Here is a 20,433-nt window from a genome sequence, read left to right on the forward strand (position 1 = left end):
CGGTGCTGCCGGCATTGCGCGATACGCAGCAGGGCCGGCTGACCGATCTGCACGAGGTGCAGATGGAATTCGTGCTCGACGGCACCCAGGCGCTGTCGATCGTGCCGGTCGGCGACGACAACCAGATCGCGCTGAACTCGCCGTGGCCGCATCCGTTGTTCGGCGGCCGCTTCCTGCCCAACGAGCGCCGCATCACCGCGCAAGGGTTCCAGGCGAGCTGGGCGCTGTCGTCGCTGGCGACCGGCGCGCAGGCGCAGCTGGCCTCCGGCGGACAGGATCTCGACGCCTTGCGCGTGGACCTGGTCGACCCGGTGGACGTATATACCCAGGCCGAGCGCGCCAGCAAGTACGGCCTGCTGTTCGTGGTGCTGACCTTCGTCGCCTTCGGCCTGTTCGAGCTGATCAAGCGCCTGCCGATCCATCCGCTGCAGTACCTGCTGGTCGGCCTTGCGCTGGCAATCTTCTTCCTGCTGCTGCTCAGCCTGTCCGAGCACATCCCGTTCTGGCAGGCGTATCTGGTCTCGGCGGTGGCCTGCATCGGGCTGCAGTTCTTCTACCTGTCCGGGGTCTTGCGCAGCCGCCTGCGTGCGGCCGGCTTCGCCAGCATGCTCACCGTGCTGTACGGCGCGCTTTACGGCCTGCTGGCCTCGGAAGACAACGCCTTGCTGATGGGCTCGCTGCTGCTGTTCGGCATCCTCGGCGCGATCATGTGGATCACCCGCCGGATCGACTGGTACGAACTCGGCGCGTCGCTGCGCTGAGCCGTCGGGGAGAACCGGACATGGTCGCGCATCGTCATCGTCATCTGCATCGGCGTCTGCAGGCGCTGCTGCCGCCCGCCCTGGAGACCCATGGCCTGCATCCCGGCAACCTGCCGGGGGCGCTCGCGCGCAGCGCGCAGGCCGCGCTGGTCACCGCCGCCGACCGCGGCGGAGCCCTGTGGCTGCGTTTGAGCGAACGCAGCCGCGCGGCCCTGGCCGGCGACGCGGTGGCGTTCCTGGCCGGCGCGCTGCAGGCGCGTGCGGCCTTGCCGGGCGATGTCGCGCCGTGGCGCTACTGCCCCTGGCGCGCGGTGCGCCGCGATCCGGCCTGGGCGATGGACGTGGAGCGGTGCGGGGACACGCCTGCGCCGGGGTTCGTGACCTGGGAAGCGGAAGGCCGCGCGCGCTTGCTGGTGCTGCCGGCACAGGCCGCGCTGCTGTGCCGCTGGTGGCGCTGAGGCAGGGCACCCGCATCGATCGCCGCCACGGCGGGCGGATCGGTCGGATGGTCATCGGCCATTGACGGCAGAAACACCGACGGTGGCGGGACGGATGCCGCCATGGGTCACAGGACGGGCAGGGACGCCCACGCAGGGACGCTGCAAGGGCGCACGCAAGCGCATCGCCCAGGCAGCTAGCGCAAGGAGGCGCTTGCGTCACAGGACGGGCAGGACGCTCACGCAGGGAGGCGGCAAGGGCGCACACGCCAAGGCGCCGCAGGCAGGGCAAGGAAGCGCGTGCGCCACAGGACGGGCAGGACGCCCGCGCAAGGACGCGGCAAGGAGGCACATGCAAGGGCATCGCCAGGCAGGCAGCGCCAGGGAAACGCTTGCGGTAGAGTGCACGGATGCACTCTCCGCTCTCCATTCAGCGCCTGCGCGGCGCCGGGATCGTGCCGTTCCTGGACGCGGTCGCACAACTGCGCATCGTGGTGTTCCGCGACTGGCCCTACCTCTACGACGGCGACCTGGGCTACGAACGCGAGTACCTGGCCGCCTATGCGGCGTCGCCCGACAGCGTGTTCGTGCTGGCGCGCGACGGCGAGCAGGTGGTCGGGGCCTCCACCGGGCTGCCGCTGGTCGACGACACCGAGGCGTTCGCCGCGGCCTTCGCCGGCAGCGGCATCGACCCGGCCGAGGTGTTCTATTTCGGCGAGTCGGTGCTGTTGCCGCAGTACCGCGGGCGCGGCGCCGGCCATGCCTTCTTCGACGAGCGCGAGGCGCATGCGCGCGCGCTCGGTCGCTTCCGCCTGACCGCGTTCTGTTCGGTGGAGCGGGCGCCCGACGACCCGCGGCGACCGCCGGACTACCGCGGCAACGACGTGTTCTGGCGCAAGCGCGGCTATCAGCCGCAGGCTGCCTTGCGCATGCATCTGCCGTGGAACGAGGTCGACCGCGGCGAAACGCCGCATACCCTGGGTTTCTGGACCCGCGCGCTGGAGCCTGCCGCATGAAAGTCGCCGTCGCCAAGTATCCGATCGGCGCGCCCGCCGACTTCACCGCTTTCGCCGACAAGCAGGCCACCTTGCTCGGCGAGGCCGCGCAGGCCGGCGCGCAGCTGGCGGTGCTGCCGGAGTACCTGTCGCTGGAACTGGCCGCGACCTTCGGCGCCGAGGTGTCGGCGCGGCTGCCGGCCTCGCTGGCGGCGATCCAGGCACTGCATGCGCCTTACCTGGCCCTGTTCGCCGACCTGGCGCGGCGCCATCGCCTGCACGTGGTCGCCGGCAGCTTCCTGCTCGACGACGGGCAGGGGCGCTACCGCAACCGCGCCTACTGGTTCACCCCGGACGGCGACCACGGCTGGCAGGACAAGCTGCAACTGACCGGCTTCGAGAAGGCCACCGGCCTGATCGACGGCGGCGAGGCGCTGAAGGTGTTCGAGGCCGAGGGCGTGCGCGCCGGCGTGGCGGTCTGCTACGACAGCGAGTTTCCGCTGCCGGTGCGTGCCCAGTACGAGGCCGGGGCGCGGCTGCTGGTGGTGCCCAGTTGCACCGACACCGAGGCCGGCGCCACCCGCGTGCGCGTGGGTTGTCTGGCGCGGGCGCTGGAGAACCGCATCTTCGTCGCTCAGTCGGTGACCGCCGGCGTCGCCGAGTGGAGCCCGGCGCTGGACGTGAACACAGGCGAAGCGACGCTGTACGCGCCGATGGACGCTGGTTTCCCGGCCGACGGCATCGTTGCGCAGACCCGCGGCGAGCAGGTCTGGGCGATCGCCGAGTTGGACTTCGCCGCGTTCGAGGCCAGCCGCGCCAACGCACAAGTGGCCAACGACCGCGATTGGCGCGGGCAACTGGCACCGGCCGTGCTACGCGCGGAACTGAGCCGCTTCGCATAGGAGCGTTTCCCGCAACGTGCCGCGCCTCGGCGTGCCATGCCCTGTTCCCGGGGCGAGACGCTGCTTGACCAATCCCGAATCACCAATCCCCAATCCCGCGGCGCCAGCAGGCGCCGCCCCGGCAAGGTAAAATCGCCCGATTCCCGTCGTTTCGAGCGTTCCATGGCCTGCCGCACCCGTTTCGCCCCCAGTCCCACCGGTTACCTGCACATCGGCGGCGCGCGCACCGCGCTGTACTGCTGGCTGGAGGCGCGCCACCGCGGCGGCGAATTCGTGCTGCGGATCGAGGACACCGACCGCGAGCGCAGCACCCAGGCGGCGATCGACGCGATCCTGGAGGCGATGGAGTGGCTGGGCCTGGATTACGACGAAGGCCCGATCTACCAGACCCGGCGCCTGGATCGCTACCGCGAGGTCGCCGAGCAGTTGCTGGCGCAGGGCCAGGCCTACTACGCCTACGAGACCCGCGAGGAACTGGACGCCATGCGCGAAGCGGCGATGGCGCGGCAGGAAAAGCCGCGCTACAACGGCGCCGCGCGCGAGCTGAACCTGCCGTACCGCGACGATCCCAACCGGGTGATCCGCTTCAAGAACCCGACCGAGGGCGTGGTGGCGTTCGACGACCTGATCAAGGGCCGCATCGAGATCGCCAACAGTGAACTGGACGACATGGTGATCTTCCGTCCCGACGGCTACCCCACCTACAACTTCGCGGTGGTGGTGGACGACTGGGACATGGGCATCACCGAGGTGATCCGCGGCGACGACCACATCAACAACACCCCGCGGCAGATCAACATCTACCAGGCGCTGGGCGCGCCGGTGCCGAAGTTCGCGCACATGCCGATGATCCTGGACGAGCAGGGCGCCAAGCTGTCCAAGCGCACCGGCGCGGCCGACGTGATGCAGTACAAGGACGCCGGCTACCTGCCGCACGCGCTGATCAACTACCTGGCGCGGCTGGGCTGGTCGCACGGCGACCAGGAGCTGTTCGGGCGCCAGGAGCTGATCGACATGTTCGACGTCAAGGACGTCAATTCCAAGGCCGCGCGCCTGGACATGGCCAAGCTCGGCTGGGTCAACCAGCACTACCTCAAGAGCGACGACCCGGCGACGATCGCGCCGCAGCTGGAGTTCCAGTTGCGCAAGCTCGGCATCGACCCGGCCGCCGGCCCGGCTGCGGCCGAGGTGGTGGTGGCGCTGCGCGAGCGCGTGCAGACGCTCAAGGAAATGGCCGAGAAGGCCGAGGTCTGGTATCGCCCGCTGACCCGCTACGACGACGCGGCGGTGGCCAAGCACTTCAAGCCGGGCGCCGAACTGGCGCTGGGCAAGGCACGCGAACTGCTGGCCGCGCTGCCGCAGTGGAGCCTGGATGGCGTCGCCGCCGCGCTGCACGACACCGCCGCCGCCCTGGAGATCGGCATGGGCAAGGTGGCACAGCCGCTGCGCGTGGCCATCACCGGCACCCAGGTCAGTCCGGACATCTCGCAGACCGTCTACCTGGCCGGGCGCGAGGAGGCCTTGAAACGCATCGACGCCGCGCTCATCAAGATCCCAGCGGGAAGCTGATTCCCGGGAGACCGCCATGTCCAGCAAGAAGACCGCCTGTACCGAGCCGCACCACCACGTCCACGACGCTGCCGACTTCGTCAAGGTGGTGGAGCGGGTGAGTCGCGAGCGCGGTCTGCGCCTGACCCCGATCCGCGCCAACGTGCTGCGGCTGATCGCCGAGGCCGGGCGCCCGGTCAAGGCCTACGACCTGCTGGAATGGGTGCGCGAAGGCAAGGGCGTGGGCGCCGACGCGCCGCCCACCGTGTACCGCGCGCTGGACTTCCTGATGGCCAACGGCTTCGTGCACAAGCTCGAATCGGTCAACGCCTTCGTCGCCTGCCACCACCCGAGCAGCGCCCAGCACTCGGTGCCGTTCCTGATCTGCGACCGCTGCCACAGCGCGGTGGAGCTGGAGGACCGCGACGTGGTCGCGCAACTGGAGCAGCGCGCCAAGGCCCTGGGCTTCCAGCCGCAGGCGCAGACCCTGGAAGTGCACGGTCTTTGCGCGAAGTGCGCGGGCTGAGCCGGCGCAATTTGATGGGCGCTGCGTAGCGACCGGGTAGGGCGTTCGATCGATCTGAGCCTGGCTGCCGCGCACATTGCAGCCCCGGTGTTGCGCCGTCGCGGATAGGGCGGTTCCGTCCCCGTCGTTCTCTTGGCCAGCCCGGTTGCGGCCTTTTCGTGTCTCGCAGCGCCGCACGCCGATCGCTCAGTCCTGCGCCGCGGCGCGCCCACTCTCGCGCACCTGCTCCCAGTCCAGTCCGAACCGCGCCAGGTACTTGCGCAGGCGGTCGGCGTCGTTGGTGCTGGCGCGTTGCGTGCGGGACACGGCGAACAGTTCGCGTCCGGCCTGCGACAGCGACTTGGCGGTCGCGCAGACCCGCAGCACGTCTTCCAGTTGCACGCGCTCGAAGCGATCCAGCTGCGCCGCCGCGTCGCCGAGCAGGGCGTCCAGCGGCGAGGGCGGGGTGCCGTCGCGCCATTGCCGGCGCAGGCGCGCGATTTCCTCCTCCACCAGTTCGAGTTGGATGCGCCCGGCATTGGCCAGCGTCGCCAGGCGCATCACCGAGGCGCTGAGGTCGCGGAAGTTGCCGGACCAGCGCGCCTCCGCGCCGGTGGCGAAGGCGAGGTAGCGGCTGCGCGCCTCGCGATTGAAGGTCACCCGCTGGTGCTGCTCGTGCGACCAGCGCTCCAGTTCGAAGTCCAGGTTCGGCTCGATGTCCTCGCGGCGTTCGGCCAGGCCGGGCAGGTGGTAGGTCCACAGGTTCAGGCGCGCCAGCAGGTCCTCGCGGAAGCGGCCCTGCGCGACGTGCTGGTGCAGGTCGCGGTTGGTGCCGGCGATCAGCTGGAACTCGCTCTCCACCTCGCGGTCGCTGCCGACCGGCAGGAAGCGCTTCTCCTCCAGTGCCCGCAGCAGCATGGCCTGCTCGTCCAGGCCCAGTTCGCCGATCTCGTCGAGGAACAGCAGGCCCTGGTGGGCCGAGCGCAGCAGCCCCGGGCGGTCGCTGACCGCGCCGGTGTAGGCGCCCTTGGTATGGCCGAACAGCGCGCTCATGGCGCCGTCGCCGCGCAGGGTGGCGCAATTGACCTCGACGAAACGCCCCGGCAACTGGTGCTTGAGCTTCTTCAGTTCGAACACGCGCTTGGCCAACTGGCTCTTGCCGGCGCCGGTCGGCCCCATCAGCAGCATCGGCGCCCTGGAGCGCGTGGCCACGGTCTCGATCTGTTCGATCATGCGGTTGAACGCCGCATTGCGCGTGGCGATGCCGCTCTTCAGCAACGCACGGTCCTGCAGTTGCTGCTGCTGGAAGCGCTGCGCGATGCGGTCGTAGCGCGACAGGTCCAGGTCGATCACGGTGTAGGCGCCGGCCTCGCCGCTGCCCTGTTTGCGCGGCGGCGAGGTCTGCAGCAGGCGCCCGGGGAAGTGCCGGCTCTCGGTCAGCAGGAAGCCGCAGATCTGGCTGACGTGGCTGCCGGTGGTGATGTGCAGGTAGTAGTCCTCTTCGTCCGGGCGGAACGCGTAGCCGGCGAAGAAGTCGTGCAGGGTGGCGTAGACCCCCTCGAAGTCCCAGGGATCGGCCAGGTAGGTGTCGTGCAGCCGCACCTGTGTGCCCGGCGAGACCTGGCCCAAGTCCTCGCTCACCAACTGCGCCAGCTTCTGGTAGCGGCGCAGGTCGGTCAATAACTCCAGGCGGCTGAGCAGAAAGTCCTCGTGCATGCCCAGCGCCACCGTCGGGCGCCACTTCTCCCAGCGCCCGGGGCCGCTACCGGAATCCAGCTGGGTGCCGAGCATGCCGAACACCACCTGTGGCCTATCCATATCCATCCTTATAAAAGTCTTGCTGAAGTTATAGGAATGTTCGGCGCCGAACAAGCGGGGGTCGCCGCTTGATTCTCGATTTTCTTTTTTTAATCAATGCGTTGAGGTGTTATCGAAAAAGTTGGCACGGCCATTGCGATACCTGGGCATCACCAACGCGGGCCGTTCCCGCCAGGAGCCTGACATGGCCAACCTCTCTCTGTTCTCGTCCTCGCGTGGCGCGCTGCTGCCGCCGGCGACCGTGCGCAACGACGCCGGTGGCGCCGCCTATGCGCGTTCGCCGCAGGCGGCGCTGGCGCTGTATGCGGCCACCGGCTGCTTGAACGGCACGTTCTATGCGGGTGCCGAGGTGCAACTGCAGCAAGTACTCGGGCTGTGCGCGCAGGTCGATCCGGCCTTCGTCGCGCAGACCGCGATCTACGCACGCCAGGTCGCGCACATGAAGGACATGCCGGCATTGCTGTTGGCCACGTTGACCACCCGCGATCCGGACCTGTTCGCACGGGCCTTCCCGCGCGTGATCGACAATGGCCGCCTGCTGCGCAACTTCGTGCAGATCGTGCGCAGCGGGCAACTCGGGCGCAAGTCGCTGGGGTCGCGGCCCAAGCGCCTGGTGCGGCAGTGGCTGCAGCAGGCGTCGGCGCAGACCATCGTGCAGGCGGCGATCGGCCAGCAGCCGTCGTTGGCCGATGTGATCCGCATGGTTCACCCGAAGCCGGCCGATGCCGAGCGCGAGGCGCTGTACGCGTGGGTCGTGGGCAAGCCGTACCGCGAGGACGCGCTGCCGGCGATGCTGCAGGCGTACGAGGCGTTCAAGCGCGCACCGTCGGGGCCGTTGCCGGAGTTGCCGTTCCAGTACTACACCGCCCTGCCGCTGACCGCGGCGCATTGGGCGGCGCTGGCCCGGAACGCCTCGTGGCAGACCTTGCGCATGAACCTCAACACCTTCGCGCGGCATGGGGTGTTCGAGGACAAGGCGATGGTGGCGCAGGTGGCGGCACGCTTGCGCGATCCGGCGCAGATCCAGCGCGCTCGGGTGTTCCCGTACCAGTTGCTGGTGGCCAGCACCGCGGCCAGCCAGTTGCCGCCGCAGATCGGCGAGGCGCTGCGCGACGCGATGGAGATCGCGACGCGGCAGGTGCCGCGGCTGGACGGCAAGGTGGTGGTCGCGGTGGACGTCTCCGGGTCGATGGCCGCACCGGTGACCGGCTTCCGCCGCGGCGCCAGCAGCAGCGTGCGCTGCGTCGATGTGGCCGCGCTGATCGCGGCCTGCGTGCAGCGGGTCAATCCGCGCGCCACCGTGTTGCCGTTCGACACCGAGGTGCGGTCGCTGCGCTTGCGGCAGCGCCAGGACGTGATCGCGCAGGCGCAGCAACTGGCCGCGTTGTGCGGTGGCGGGACCAGCGTCAGCGCGCCGCTGCTGCAGTTGAACGCGCAGCGTGCGCTGGTGGATTTGCTGGTGCTGGTGTCGGACAACGAGAGTTGGCGCGACACCCGTAGCGGTGCGACCGCGACCATGCAGGCCTGGGCCGAACTGAAGGCGCGGTGTCCGCAGGCGCGCATGGTCTGCATCGACCTGCAGCCGGTGGCCACCAGCCAGACGGTCGAACGCGACGACATCCTGCACGTCGGCGGCTTCAGCGACGCGGTGTTCGACCTGCTGGCCACGTTCGCGGCCGAAGGCGCCGGCGCCAAGCGCTGGGTCGAGCGGATCGGCTCGATCGTGGTCTGAGGTGGCTTGAAAACAAGGTTTACCCGGCGGGCAATGGGGCCCGCCGGGCCGCGGGAGAAGCACGATTCGCGTTGACGGAGGCGGCCATGGCGGCCTCCATGTTTCGCCGCCGGCGTCCACGAATGCCGATGGAACTACAGCCTCCGAAGCTCCATGTCGCGGGTTCGAATCCCGCCCACTCCAAGGATGGGGTCGGTAGCTCAGTTGGTAGAGCGGGAATGTTCCATCACTCTTGTCGTGGCCGTCGTCGGTCCTGTTGTGTGCGTTGCATGGAAGCACTGGACCCGGCGGGCAATGGGGCCCGCCGGGCTGAAGGAGACGCAAGATGTTCAGTTGAAGGAGGCGGTGCTCGCCGCCTCCATGTTTCGCCGCCGGCGTCCACGAATGCCGATGGAACTACAGCCTTTTAAGCTCCAGGTCGCGGGTTCGAGTCCCGCCCACCCTTCGATGGGGTGGTAGCTCAGTTGGACAGAGCGGGAATGTTCCATCTCTCTTGTCGTGGCCGTCGTCGGTCCTGTTGTGCGCGTTGCCTGGCGGATGCAGGCGGAACTCCATCGGTCGCGGGTTCGAATCCCGCCCGCCGTCAGGCGGTAGCTCAGCGGTAGAGCGATCGTTCCGCACATGGACTTGCCGCGTGAGGCGATGCGTTGGTTTTGCGGTGAATGCAGGTGGAACTCCATTTGGTAGCCCTTCATGGGTCGGGTTCGAGTCCCGGCCGCCTGGCGGCACTGCCTCCAGGCGGCAGGTTCCACCGTCACTCGTCACCGCGCTTTTTTTTTGAAGATCCGTTGCACAAGGAGCAACACCATGAACACCGAGCAGTACGACGTCATCGCGCAGCCGGGAGCGGCGCCGATCAAGCTGTGGACCCGCGGCGTGCCGCTGGAGGACGAGGCGCGCCAGCAGCTGCAGAACATCGCCAAGCTGCCCTTCATCCATCGCTGGATCGCGGTGATGCCGGACGTGCACCTGGGCAAGGGCGCGACCGTCGGCTCGGTGGTGCCGACCATCGGCGCGATCGTGCCTGCCGCGGTCGGCGTGGACATCGGCTGCGGGATGATCGCCGCGCGCACCTCGCTGGTCGCCAGCGATCTACCGGATAACCTGGCGCCGATCCGCAGCGCGATCGAGCGTGCGGTGCCGCACGGGCGCACGCCTGGCGCGCGCGACAAGGGCGCGTGGCAGACGCCGCCAGGCGCGGCCGTGGACGGCTGGGCGCAGCTGGCCAGCGACTTCGCGTTGATCTGCGAGCGTCATCCGCGCCTGCGCAAGACCAACAACCTGCAGCATCTCGGCACCCTCGGCACCGGCAACCACTTCGTCGAGATGTGCCTGGACGAGGCGCAGCGGGTCTGGTTCATGCTGCACTCCGGTTCGCGCGGCGTCGGCAATGCGATCGGCAACCATTTCATCCAGCTCGCCAAGGAGGAAATGCGGCGCTGGATGATCAACCTGCCGGACCAGGACCTGGCCTATCTGCCGGAAGGCAGCCAGTACTACGGCGACTATGTGTTCGCGGTGGACTGGGCGCAGCGCTATGCGCGGATCAACCGCGAGATCATGATGCGCAGCGTGGTCGAGGCGGTCCGTACGGTCATTGCCAAGCCGTTCGAGGCGCAGGCCGAGGCGGTGAACTGCCACCACAACTACGTCAGCCGCGAGCATCACTTCGGCAAGGACGTGTTCGTGACCCGCAAGGGCGCGGTGAGCGCGCGCAAGGGCGAGCTGGGTATCATTCCGGGCAGCATGGGCGCCAAGAGCTTCATCGTGCGCGGGCTGGGCAATGCCGACAGCTTCCACAGCTGCAGCCATGGGGCCGGCCGGGTGATGAGCCGCACCGAGGCGCGTCGCCGCATCAGTGTCGACGAGCACGTCAAGGCCACCGCGCATGTGGAGTGTCGCAAGGACCAGGACGTGGTGGACGAGTCGCCGGCGGCGTACAAGCCGATCGAGGCGGTGATGGCCGCGCAGCGTGACCTGGTGGAGATCGTGCATACGCTGCGGCAGGTGGTGTGCGTCAAGGGGTAGTCACAGGTGTCGGTCGGCTTGCAGTGGCGCCGGCCGGCGCCGATCGTCCGTGCGGGCTTGCCCGCACGGGCGTTTTCAATGATGGATTGTTTGGCAATGGACATGATCGAACTCGACGGTGCCGCAGGCGGCGGGCAACTGCTGCGCACCGCACTGACGCTGAGCCTGTGCACCGGGACCGGCTTCACCTTCCGCAACATCCGTGGCGCACGTCCGCGTCCGGGCCTGATGCGCCAGCACCTGACCGCGGTCGTGGCGGCCGCCACGGTCGGCCAGGCGCGCACGCACGGGGCGCAGATTGGTGCGACCACGCTGCGCTTCGAGCCGGGAGCGGTGGTGCCCGGCGACTATCAGTTCGCCACCGGCAGTGCCGGCTCGACCACGCTGGTGCTGCAGACGGTGCTGCCGGCGCTGTGGCGCACCGCCGCGCCGTCGCGTCTGACTCTGGAAGGCGGTACCCACAATCCGCTGGCGCCCTGCGCCGATTTTCTCGCCGAGACCTGGCTGCCGGCGCTGCAGCGCCTGGGCGTGGCTGCGACGTTGACGCTGGACCGGCATGGCTTCTATCCGGCCGGCGGCGGCGCGCTGCGGGCCAGCATCGCGCCCTGTGCGCAGTTGCAGCAGGTCTGCTTCGATGCGCGAGGCGACCTGCAGGCGATCGAGGCGCAGGTGCTGGTCTCGGGCCTGTCCGGCAAGATCGGCCGGCGCGAACTGGCGGTGCTGGCCGAGCGACTTGGCGTGGACGCCAATCCGCGCCACGTGCACAGCGTGCGTCCGGCGCAGGGCCCGGGCAACACAGCGCTGGTGCGGGTGCGGCATGCGGCGCACGTGGAGGTCTTCGCCGGCCACGGCGAGCGCGGGGTGTCCGCCGAGCAGGTCGGCGAACGCCTGGCGGCGCAGGTGCGCCAATACCTGGAGAGCGGCGCCTGCGTCGGCGAGCACCTCGCCGACCAGTTGCTGCTGCCGATGGCATTGGCCGGTGGCGGCGCCTTCACCACCGACACGGTCAGCGCGCACCTGTCCAGCAATGCCCGCCTGATCGAGAAGTTCCTGCCGGTGGAGATCGCCTGGGAGCCGGTGGATGCGCGGCAGTGGCGGGTGGTCGTGTCCAGCTGACCAAGGGCGCTGGCACCTTCCGCGATGGATGCTGTCGTCGCTGTCGTCGCTGTCGCCGCGCCTGTGCTTGCAGTCGCAGCCGGCGCGGCGCCCCTACATCGCCCGGAACAGCGGCAGGTAGCTGCGGCTGACAGGCAGCGTCTCCGCGCGGCCGCGCAGGTGGATCTGTGCGGTCTCATTGTCGCCACGCACCACGTGCAGGATCGCGCGGCGATTGACAACCACCGAGCGGTGCACCTGCTGGAAGTCATCCGGATCCAGTTGCGCGGCCAGGTCCCTGAGCGGCGTGGACACGATCGAGGTGCACGCCTGTCCGTCCGGATCGCGCCAGGCCACGCTGGTGTACTTGCTGTCCGAGCGCAGATAGTCGATGGCCTCCACGGCGATCAGGCGCACGCTGCCGCCGCTCTGCGCCTGCAGCCAGCGCAGTGGGGCGGGGCGCTCGGGTGGGCGCAGCCGCTGCGCCAGGCGCAACAGTTGCTCGCTGAGGTCGGCCGCCGGTTGTGCGGCCTGCAGGCGCTGTTGCAGCCGCGCGACGGTATCGGCCAGACGCGCGTCCTGCACCGGCTTGACCAGGTAGTCGAGCGCGCCTTCGGCAAACGCTTGCACCGCATAGTCGGTGTAGGCGGTGACGAACACCAGATGCGCGCGGCGGCCGATCTGCTGCGCGGCCTGCACGCCGGACAGACCAGGCATCTGGATGTCGAGCAGGCAGATCTGCGGCGCATGTTCCTCGAACAGGCGCACCGCCTCGCGGCCGTTGCGCGCCTCGGCGACGATCCGCAACTCGGGCCACAGACGCCCCAGCTGACACCGCAGGGCCTCGCGCAGCAGCGGTTCGTCGTCGGCGATCAGCGCGGTGGGCGGGATCATCGGGGCGGTACCGTCATCGGCAGGCTGAGATCGGCGCAGGTGCCCTGCGGCAGGCGCGGACGCAACTGCAACTGCGCCGTATCGCCGAAGCCGAGCGCGAGGCGGTCGCGCAAGGTGCGCAGGCCGGTGCCCAGCCCGCCGCGGCCGTCGCCCTCGCCGGCGCCGCTGTCTTCCACACGCAGATGGCAGCGCTCGCCGCTGCGCCAGGCGCGAATGGCGATGCTGCCGCCTTCCTCGGACGGATCGATGCCATGCTTGACCGCGTTCTCGACCAGGGTCAGTACGGCGAGGGTCGGGCAGCGCACTGCCCGCACGGCGTCCTCGGCGTCGATCGCGTAGTGCAGCCGGTCGGGCATGCGCATGTGCATCAGCTCCAGGTAGGCGCGCGTCAGCGCCAGTTCGTCGCCCACCGTGCTGGTGGCCTCGTGCAGGCGCGGCACCGCGGCGTGCAGGTAGGCGGTCAGGCTGCGCATCAGGTCTGCGGCCCGCGGCGACCCGACATCGATCAGCGCCTGCACGTTGGCCAGGGTATTGAACAGAAAATGCGGGGCGACCTGGCGTTGCAACAGCTGCAGGCGCGCATCGAGCGCCTCGCGTTCCAGTTCGCTGCGTTCCAACGCGAACGCCAATGCCTGGTGCCGGGCCAACGCGTCCTTCTGCCGCACCAGGGCGGCCAGCGCCATCCATGGCGCGATCAGCACGCCGACGATGGTCAGCGTGGCGAAGCCGGCCAGCCGATCCGGGTCCTGCCAGAACGGCGGAGCGCCGGCGTGGGTGGAGCCCAGGTAGATCAGCAGGGTCGTCGTCGGGATCGCCAGTGCGACGCCGGCCACCTGCAGCGCCCAGCGCGCCAGCCAGCGCGGCAGCCGTTGCGGCCGGCGCTCCAACAGCGTGTAGGCACCCAGCGCGGCGGCGCCCAGCATGAGGCTGCGGACCAGGACCGGCAGGGGACTGTCCCAACTCAGGCTCATCAGCAGGCCGAGCGCGCCGGAGACCAGGAACACCGGCACGATGCGCGTCCAGGTCAGCAGCGCAGGCATGCGCGGCGGTGCGGAGAGCGGGGACGGAGGCGACATGGCCGCGAGCATACCGGAGCGCGGGCGTTCGCTGCGCTGGCTGCGCTCAGGCGTGCCGCAGCACCGGCCACCACATTCCCGCCACCGCGGCGAGGGTGCCGACCAGGGTGGCCGCGCTCATTGCGGCGAGCACCGCCGTCGCCAACCACTCCGGGCCGCTGCGGCGGCTGTCGAGTGCGCGCAGATACAGTTCCAGCACCGCCAGCGGTAGCAAGGTCTGCGCGAACGCCAGGGCGGTCAGCGTCGGGCCGACGAAACGGTCCGGATCGAAACCGACCGGTGCCTGGTTGAGGGCCAACCAACCCATCAGCCCGATCCGGAAGAACCACACGCCGCTGACGGCCAGGAACAGGCGCAGCGCCCAGCGCCGATGCGCCGGCCACTGGCCGCGGCGGGCGTGGCGCCAGGCCATGGCCACGCACAGCAGGATCAGCACCGCATTGGCGCTGGTGCCCAGATGCTGCCCCAGGTCGCCAGCGACGCCGCCGCGGATCCAGATCATCGCCAGTCCGCCCAGGCTGAGCACGACGGCGCAGACCAGGTAGATGCGTCCGTTCCAGCGATGCAGGGCGGGACGCCTGCGTCGCAACGCCGGCAGCAACTGCGCTGCGCCGCCGAGCACGATCGCCACGGCCAGGCCCAGGTGCAGCGCCAGTACCGCATTGAACACGGTGTCGCCGGCGACATGGCCGCGCGCCATCACCTGGTTCCAGCGCTCGGGGGTGCCGGCCAGCGCGGTGCGTCCGTAGAAGCCGGCGACATAGGCGGCGAAGGCGAGCTGACCGCCGATGGCGATGCTCATCCACAGCGCCGCGGCACCACGCAGCAGGCGTGTCGCCCAGCCTTGCCCGGCGTGCGGCTGCGCCGGCCCCGCCAGGTGCGGCGCGGCGGGAGCGGGGTGGTGCGGGGCGGAGAGGATCGAGGACATGGCGGCGTGCGCGGCGGTGGCGGTGACACGCAGTGTCGACAGTGCGGCGCTGCCGCGCCTGCGTGATCGGACAGGTGGCGGCCGCGGCGGGCGAAGTGCGGCAGGTGCCGACGAAACGCACCGCGACGGATGCAGCGCGGTCCGCATTGCGCAATCCGGGTTGCTATCCTCATGGGCGCTACCGCATTGCCAGGAAGGTCGTTCCGATGCGCACTCCCGTCGCTTCCGTCCCGCTCGCGCCCGACCGGGCGCGCGCGCTGTGGCTGCATGCGCAGCGCCTGACCACGCCGGCACCGTTCGGCAGCGGCGCCGAGGCCGTGCGGCAGGCCACCGCGCACCTGGGCTATGTGCAGATCGATACCATCCACGTGATCGCGCGCAGCCACCACCACGTGCTGTACACGCGCATTCCCGAGTACCGCGAACGGGATCTGGAACAGGCGCAGTCGCAGGACAGGTCGCTGTTCGAGTACTGGACCCATGCCTTGGCCTACGTGCCGGTCGCCGACTACCGCATGTACGTGGCGCAGATGGCGCGCCGACGTGCACAGGCCGACGCCAGGGGCACGGTGGATGCGCAGGACTATGCGCGGCTGTTGCGCCGCATCCGCAGCGAGGGGCCGTTGTCGATCCGCGACATCGACGACGAGGTGCTGGTCGAGAAGACCCATCCGTGGGGCAGCCGCAAGCCGTCGCGGGCCGCGTTGCAGTACGGTTTCTTCAGCGGCGACCTGGTGGTCACCCAGCGCAGCGGCATGCTCAAGACGTACGAATTGGCCACGCGGCATTTCGGCTGGCGGCAGCGGCCGCGTCCGGTCAGCGACGCGCAATATGCGCGTTACCTGCTGCAGCGAGCGTTGCGCGCGCAGGGCATCGTCGGTGTGGAGTCGATCTGCTATGGCGAGACCGCCGCCAAACCGGCGGTGCGCGCGTTGATCGCCGCGGAAGTGGCGCGCAAGCGCCTGATCCCGGTGCATCTGCAGGGCCAGGAAGGCGTGGCCTTGTGGGCCGAGCCGGACGTGCTGGACAGCGTGCCGCCGCCGCCGGATCCGACGCGGGCGCAGTTGCTGTCGCCGTTCGATCCGCTGGTGATCCAGCGCAAACGGCTGCAGCAATTCTTCGACTATACCCACCGCTTCGAGGCCTATGTGCCGGCGCCGCAGCGGGTGCTGGGCTACTTCGCGTTGCCGGTGCTGGTCGGCGACCGCATCGTCGCCGCGCTCGATCTGAAGATGGACCGTCGCGCCGGCCGCCTGCTGATCCAGCAATGGACCTGGCTGGCGCCGCAGCGACCGGCGCTGCAGGCGAGGATCGACGCGGCGCTGCAGCGGTTCGAACGCTTCCATCTGCTGTAGCCGGATGCTGCCGCCGCAAGGTATGACTTGCGGCGGTGCAACTCGCGCCAAGGGCATCCGCGGCGCAGCGCCGGACTTCGGCAGGATGCCTCGCATTCCCGATCGCATGCCTACGTCGGTTGTTGCCCAAACGTACCGCTGTTGCCGCGAACCGACGCCCACGCACGGCGGCCAGGGTCACCTCGCGACCACAGGCTGCCGCTTAGGCTCGGGTTTCCCACGTTGCCTGTGCCGCCGCATGTCCGCTGCCCGACACTGTCTCCATGCTGCAATCGACGCCTGCCGCCGCGGCACGCCCGCGGTCCTGGCCGTGGCGATGGCCCGCGAAGGCTCCACTTACGCGCATGCCGGGGCGATGGCCTTGTTCGGCCCCGATGGTGCGCAGCAGGGTTGGCTCAGCGGCGGGTGCCTGGAGCCGGAGATCGCGCGCTGCGCCGCGGAGGCCGTCGTCGCCGGCATGCCGGTGTGGATGGAGATCGATACGCGCGAGGACGAAGACCTGCTGTCGGGTTCGTCAGCCGGTTGCCGGGGCCGCCTGCACCTGGCCTTGCTGCCGCTGCTCGCCTTGCCTGGCTTCGACGGGCTGGCCCAGGCCTGGCTGCAGGGGCGCGGTGGATTGACCCTGGCGCTGGAGGCCGACGGTCGCATCGCCGCCAGCGTGGCCGAGCAGGCGTTGCGGTGGTGCCTGCCTTGGCACACGCTGTCTGTGGCGCCGTCGCGCGTCGGCGAAGTGCAGGTGCCGCCGCCGCCGAGGGTCAGCGTCTTCGGTGCCGGCCCGGAAACCACCGTGTTGCTGCCGCTGCTGCGTCAATTGGGCTGGATGACGACCCTGGTCGAGCAGCGGCCGCGCTGGTCTGCGTTGGCGGCGCTGGCCGACCGCGCCCTGGCATGCACGCCGACCCGCGCCCTGGCCGACTGTGACGGCAGCGATGCGGCACTGGTGATGCACCACAATTTCGAACTGGATCGCGAAGCGCTGGACGCGCTGGCCGGCAGCGCGATCCCGTTCCTCGGCCTGCTGGGGCCGGTGCGGCGGCGCGAGGACCTGTTCCGTTTGCTGAGTCCGACGCAACGCGCGCAGTTGTCGCCGCGCCTGCATTCGCCGATCGGGCTGCGCCTGGGAGGCAATGGCGCAGAAGCGATCGCGCTGAGCATCGCCGCGCAGTTGCAGGCCAGCCGGGCGGCGCCGCCGCGGCTGAGTGCGGTCGCGCAGGCGAGCGACAGGCCGCGGCGATCGCACCGCGATGCGCTGACGGCAGCGCCGCGGTTGCTGGCCGAAGGTGCCAGGTGATGGCGCAGGCGCACGCGGCGCTGATCCTGGCCGCGGGTGGCAGCCGCCGCCTCGGCCGTCCCAAGCAGACGCTGACCAGCGACGGCGAGCCGCTGCTGCGCAAGGTCGTGCGCCTGGCGCTGTCCACGGCGCCGGCGCGTTGCGTGGTGGTGCTGGGTGCGCAGGCCGAGGCGCTGCGCCCGTTGCTGCAGGGATTGCCGGTGGAGTGCGTGCGCAATCCGGACTGGTCCACCGGCATGGGCGGCAGCCTGGACTGCCTGCGTGCGGCGGTAGGCGACGATGCCGCGATCACCCACAGCCTGGTGCTCGGTTGCGACCAGCCAGCGTTGGCCGCGGCGCATCTGCAGGATCTGCTGGCGGCGGCCTCACGGGCGGCGTCCGGTTGCGCGGTGAGCGCCTACGCCGGCGTGCGTGGCATGCCCGCGGTGGTGGCGCAGCAGCGCTGGCGCGCGCTGCCATTGGGCGGCGACCAGGGCTTGCGCACGCTGTTCGCGACGCTGGCACCGGATAGCCTCGGTTGCATCGTCGCGCCGGCGTTGGCGCTGGACCTGGACACGCCGGAGGATGTACAGGCGGCGGTGGCGAAAGGGTGGCTGGATCCATAGCGGTCGCCACAGGGCGCGACGTAGCGATGGTTCCTGCAGGACTTGCTGCGGGATGCGATAGATGCAGCGAAGGCTTCCGTCAGACAACGGTCGACGTTGGATGGCGTCCTACTTTGCTCTTTGCAACGGAATGCCACTTCTGATGACTACGGAAGCGATGTCGTAGGAGCCGCTTCAGCCGCGACAGGCGCCATGGGTGACGTCTGTCGCGGCTGAAGCCGCTCCCACGAGGGATAGGGCGAACGGCGCAGCAAGCGGCGCTCGTGCTCAGCCGATCAACTTGTCCGGAGTGATCGGCAGGTCGCGGATGCGCTTGCCGGTGGCGTGGAACACGGCGTTGGCGATGGCTGCGGGAATGCCGACCATGCCCAGTTCGCCCATGCCCTTGACCCCGAGCGGGTTGACGATGGTGTCGTCCTCTTCGACGAACATGGTCTGGATCTCGTGCACGTCGGCGTTGACCGGCACGTGATAGTCGGCCAGCGAGGCGTTGAGCATGCGCCCGTAGCGATGGTCGATCTCGGTGCCTTCGCTGAGCGCCATGCCGATGCCCATCACCACGCCGCCGATTTCCTGGCTGTGCGAGGTCAGCGGATTCATGATCTTGCCGCAGGCGGTGGCTTCGATGACCCGCGTCACCTGCACCATGCCGGTGTCCGGATCGACCTTGACCTCAATGAACTGCGCGCCGTGTGCGGCGGTGGCGTACTGCTTGCGCTCGGCCGAGGGCTTGGATTCGTGCACCACCTCCAGTTCCTGCAGGCCGTGCTGGCGCATCAGCTTGGCGACCTCCAGGCCGGCCTCGGGCTTGCCGGTCGGACGCAATTGGCCATCGACCAGTTCCACCGCATCCATATCCAGCCCGCTGAATGCGGCCTGCCCATCCTGCCTGGCCAGTTCCAGCAGCTTGCCGCGGATCTCGCGCGCCGCGCCGTGGATCGCGCTGCCGACGCTGGCGGTGGTCCACGAGCCGCCCTGCGCCGGCGCCTTCGGCAGGCGCGTGTCGCCCAGTTCGAACTGCACGCGCTTGGCGTCGATGCCCAGATACTCGGCGGCGATCAGGGTCATCACCGTGTAGGTGCCGGGGCCGATGTCGGAGGTGGCACTGCCGACGCGAGCGCTGCCATCGGCCTTCAGTACCACCCGCGCCAGCGCGGGCATCTGCATCGACGCCCAGGTGCCGGTGGCCATGCCCCAGCCGACCAGCAGGCGGCCGTCGCGCATGGAGCGCGGCTCGGGCGTGCGCTTGCTCCAGCCGAAGGTCTCGGCGGCGAGCGCGTAGCACTCGCGCAGCGCCTTGCTCGAAAACGGCTTGCCGGTTTCCGGGTCGGTCTCGGCGTAGTTGGCCAGGCGCAGTTGCAGCGGGTCCATCTTCAGCGCATAGGCCAGTTCGTCCATCGCGCATTCGATGCCGAACATCTGGCTGATGGTGCCGGGCGCGCGCATCGCCTGCGGCGTCGGCAGGTCGGTCTCCACCACCTCGAAGCGATCCTCCACGTTGGGACAGGCGTACAGCGAGCGCGCGTTGCGGAAGAAGGCCTCGTTGAATGCCTCGATGCGCGAGGTGTTGAGCACGTGCCGGTAGCGGATCGCCTGCAGTGTGCCGGCGGCGTCGGCGCCCAGCCCCAGTTCCACGCGGTAATAGGGGCGGTAGCCATGGCCGCTGAACATCTGCCGCCGGGTGTAGACGATCTTCACTGGCAGGCCGACCGCCTTGGAGACCGCGCCGAGCAGGAAGGTGTAGTAGTTGGGGCGCAGGCAGGAGCCGAACGCGCCGCCGACGAACAGCGACACCACGTTGACCTTGTCCACCGGAATGCCGAAGTAGCCGGCCAGCTGTTCGCGGTCCTGGTAGACGTTCTGGCTCTTGTTGACCACGGTCAGGGTGTCGCCGATCCAGTAGCCGATGCCGCCGTGCGGCTCCATCGGATTGTGGTGCTCGACCGGCATCGTGTACGCGGCCTCCAGCTTCACCGGCGCGGCAGCGAACGCGGCGGCCGGGTTGCCGCGCGGCTTGGGCGCGTCTTCCGGGGTTGGATCGTGCGCCTGGTCGAGCAGCGCGTCGAAATCGGTCTGCGCGGCTTCGGTGGCGTACTCCACCTGGATCAGTCGCGACGCGTGCCGCGCCTGCTCGAAGGTGCTGGCGACTACCACGGCGATCGGTTGCGCATTGAAATGGATGCGGTCGTCGACCAGGGCACGGAACGACAGATCCTCGCCTTTCTTCTTGACCGCGTCGGAGACCGGCTTGATCGCATTGAGATGGGTCAGCACCTTGATCACGCCCGGCGCGGCTTCGGCGGCGCGGGTGTCGATGCGCACGATGCGGCCCTTGGCGATGGTGCTGGTGAGGATGTAGCCGTGGACCAGATGCGGGATCTGGAACTCCGCCGCATAGCGCGCCTTGCCGGTGACCTTGGCGTAGCCGTCGACGCGGCGCATTTCCTTGCCGATGTAGTTCAT

General features: G+C 69.6%; 18 protein-coding genes. 12 read left to right on the forward strand and 6 right to left on the reverse strand.

Annotated features, from left to right (window positions below; translation table 11 throughout):
* The 6 genes from creD to CEK65_RS02355 all read left to right on the forward strand — a co-directional run.
* The coding region (gene creD / locus CEK65_RS02330; RefSeq protein WP_193314667.1) for a cell envelope integrity protein CreD at positions 1 to 761 on the forward strand (761 nt) is incomplete at its 5' end.
* Between the two features lie 20 nt (positions 762 to 781).
* Entirely contained in the window at positions 782 to 1,219 is a 438-nt protein-coding gene (locus tag CEK65_RS02335; RefSeq protein ID WP_152180640.1) for a hypothetical protein, read from the forward strand.
* A gap of 389 nt (positions 1,220 to 1,608) precedes the next feature.
* Positions 1,609 to 2,214, forward strand: a complete 606-nt coding sequence (locus tag CEK65_RS02340; protein ID WP_152180641.1) for a GNAT family N-acetyltransferase — start codon at positions 1,609 to 1,611, stop codon at positions 2,212 to 2,214.
* A complete protein-coding gene (locus CEK65_RS02345) occupies positions 2,211 to 3,095 on the forward strand; it encodes a carbon-nitrogen hydrolase family protein (protein WP_152180642.1) in 885 nt (294 codons plus the stop codon). Before CEK65_RS02340 ends, CEK65_RS02345 begins: the two co-directional genes overlap by 4 nt.
* 162 nt (positions 3,096 to 3,257) lie before the next feature.
* On the forward strand, positions 3,258 to 4,664 hold the full coding sequence (gene gltX / locus CEK65_RS02350; protein WP_152180643.1) for a glutamate--tRNA ligase: 1,407 nt from the start codon (positions 3,258 to 3,260) through the stop codon (positions 4,662 to 4,664).
* Positions 4,665 to 4,680: 16 nt separating this feature from the next.
* Positions 4,681 to 5,169 (forward strand): transcriptional repressor, encoded by a 489-nt coding sequence (locus CEK65_RS02355; protein ID WP_010343476.1) that lies wholly within the window; start codon positions 4,681 to 4,683, stop codon positions 5,167 to 5,169.
* A gap of 186 nt (positions 5,170 to 5,355) precedes the next feature.
* On the opposite strand, the gene rtcR is transcribed toward CEK65_RS02355, so the two are convergent.
* Complete coding sequence (rtcR, locus tag CEK65_RS02360; RefSeq protein ID WP_152180644.1) at positions 5,356 to 6,966, reverse strand: RNA repair transcriptional activator RtcR; 1,611 nt, start codon at positions 6,964 to 6,966, stop codon at positions 5,356 to 5,358.
* Between the two features lie 184 nt (positions 6,967 to 7,150).
* On the opposite strand from rtcR, the gene CEK65_RS02365 reads away from it, so the two are divergent.
* Positions 7,151 to 8,698 (forward strand): TROVE domain-containing protein, encoded by a 1,548-nt coding sequence (locus CEK65_RS02365; protein ID WP_152180645.1) that lies wholly within the window; start codon positions 7,151 to 7,153, stop codon positions 8,696 to 8,698.
* Positions 8,699 to 9,027: 329 nt separating this feature from the next.
* Here the strand turns inward: CEK65_RS02365 and CEK65_RS02370 are convergent, their stop codons facing one another.
* Positions 9,028 to 9,393, reverse strand: a complete 366-nt coding sequence (locus tag CEK65_RS02370) for a hypothetical protein (RefSeq protein WP_152180646.1) — start codon at positions 9,391 to 9,393, stop codon at positions 9,028 to 9,030.
* A 112-nt stretch (positions 9,394 to 9,505) separates the two neighbouring features.
* Here CEK65_RS02370 and CEK65_RS02375 point away from each other — a divergent pair, with 112 nt between their 5' ends.
* Positions 9,506 to 10,726, forward strand: coding sequence for an RtcB family protein (locus tag CEK65_RS02375; protein WP_017911856.1), 1,221 nt, complete (start codon positions 9,506 to 9,508; stop codon positions 10,724 to 10,726).
* A gap of 96 nt (positions 10,727 to 10,822) precedes the next feature.
* Positions 10,823 to 11,842, forward strand: coding sequence for an RNA 3'-terminal phosphate cyclase (gene rtcA, locus CEK65_RS02380; protein WP_152180647.1), 1,020 nt, complete (start codon positions 10,823 to 10,825; stop codon positions 11,840 to 11,842).
* Positions 11,843 to 11,935: 93 nt separating this feature from the next.
* On the opposite strand, the gene CEK65_RS02385 is transcribed toward rtcA, so the two are convergent.
* From CEK65_RS02385 to CEK65_RS02395, 3 genes are read right to left on the reverse strand one after another with little or no spacing between them, the layout of a single operon-like run.
* Positions 11,936 to 12,715: a LytTR family DNA-binding domain-containing protein gene (locus CEK65_RS02385; RefSeq protein WP_152180648.1), complete on the reverse strand. Its 780-nt coding sequence runs from the start codon at positions 12,713 to 12,715 to the stop codon at positions 11,936 to 11,938.
* On the reverse strand, positions 12,712 to 13,791 hold the full coding sequence (locus tag CEK65_RS02390; RefSeq protein ID WP_226980449.1) for a histidine kinase: 1,080 nt from the start codon (positions 13,789 to 13,791) through the stop codon (positions 12,712 to 12,714). Before CEK65_RS02390 ends, CEK65_RS02385 begins: the two co-directional genes overlap by 4 nt.
* Before the next feature lie 46 nt (positions 13,792 to 13,837).
* A complete protein-coding gene (locus CEK65_RS02395; protein WP_043090463.1) occupies positions 13,838 to 14,719 on the reverse strand; it encodes a DUF2306 domain-containing protein in 882 nt (293 codons plus the stop codon).
* Between the two features lie 206 nt (positions 14,720 to 14,925).
* Here CEK65_RS02395 and CEK65_RS02400 point away from each other — a divergent pair, with 206 nt between their 5' ends.
* The 3 genes from CEK65_RS02400 to CEK65_RS02410 all read left to right on the forward strand — a co-directional run bounded on the left by CEK65_RS02400 (position 14,926) and on the right by CEK65_RS02410 (position 17,970).
* Entirely contained in the window at positions 14,926 to 16,074 is a 1,149-nt protein-coding gene (locus CEK65_RS02400) for a crosslink repair DNA glycosylase YcaQ family protein (RefSeq protein WP_152180650.1), read from the forward strand.
* 238 nt (positions 16,075 to 16,312) lie between these two features.
* Complete coding sequence (locus CEK65_RS02405) at positions 16,313 to 17,365, forward strand: XdhC/CoxI family protein (protein WP_152180651.1); 1,053 nt, start codon at positions 16,313 to 16,315, stop codon at positions 17,363 to 17,365.
* Positions 17,365 to 17,970, forward strand: coding sequence for a nucleotidyltransferase family protein (locus CEK65_RS02410; protein WP_017916845.1), 606 nt, complete (start codon positions 17,365 to 17,367; stop codon positions 17,968 to 17,970). Before CEK65_RS02405 ends, CEK65_RS02410 begins: the two co-directional genes overlap by 1 nt.
* A 267-nt stretch (positions 17,971 to 18,237) precedes the next feature.
* Here the strand turns inward: CEK65_RS02410 and CEK65_RS02415 are convergent, their stop codons facing one another.
* Positions 18,238 to 20,433 (reverse strand): xanthine dehydrogenase family protein molybdopterin-binding subunit, encoded by a 2,196-nt coding sequence (locus CEK65_RS02415; RefSeq protein ID WP_152180652.1) that lies wholly within the window; start codon positions 20,431 to 20,433, stop codon positions 18,238 to 18,240.

This window comes from Xanthomonas sp. LMG 12459 (assembly GCF_009192905.1).
Taxonomy (GTDB): domain Bacteria; phylum Pseudomonadota; class Gammaproteobacteria; order Xanthomonadales; family Xanthomonadaceae; genus Xanthomonas_A; species Xanthomonas_A sontii.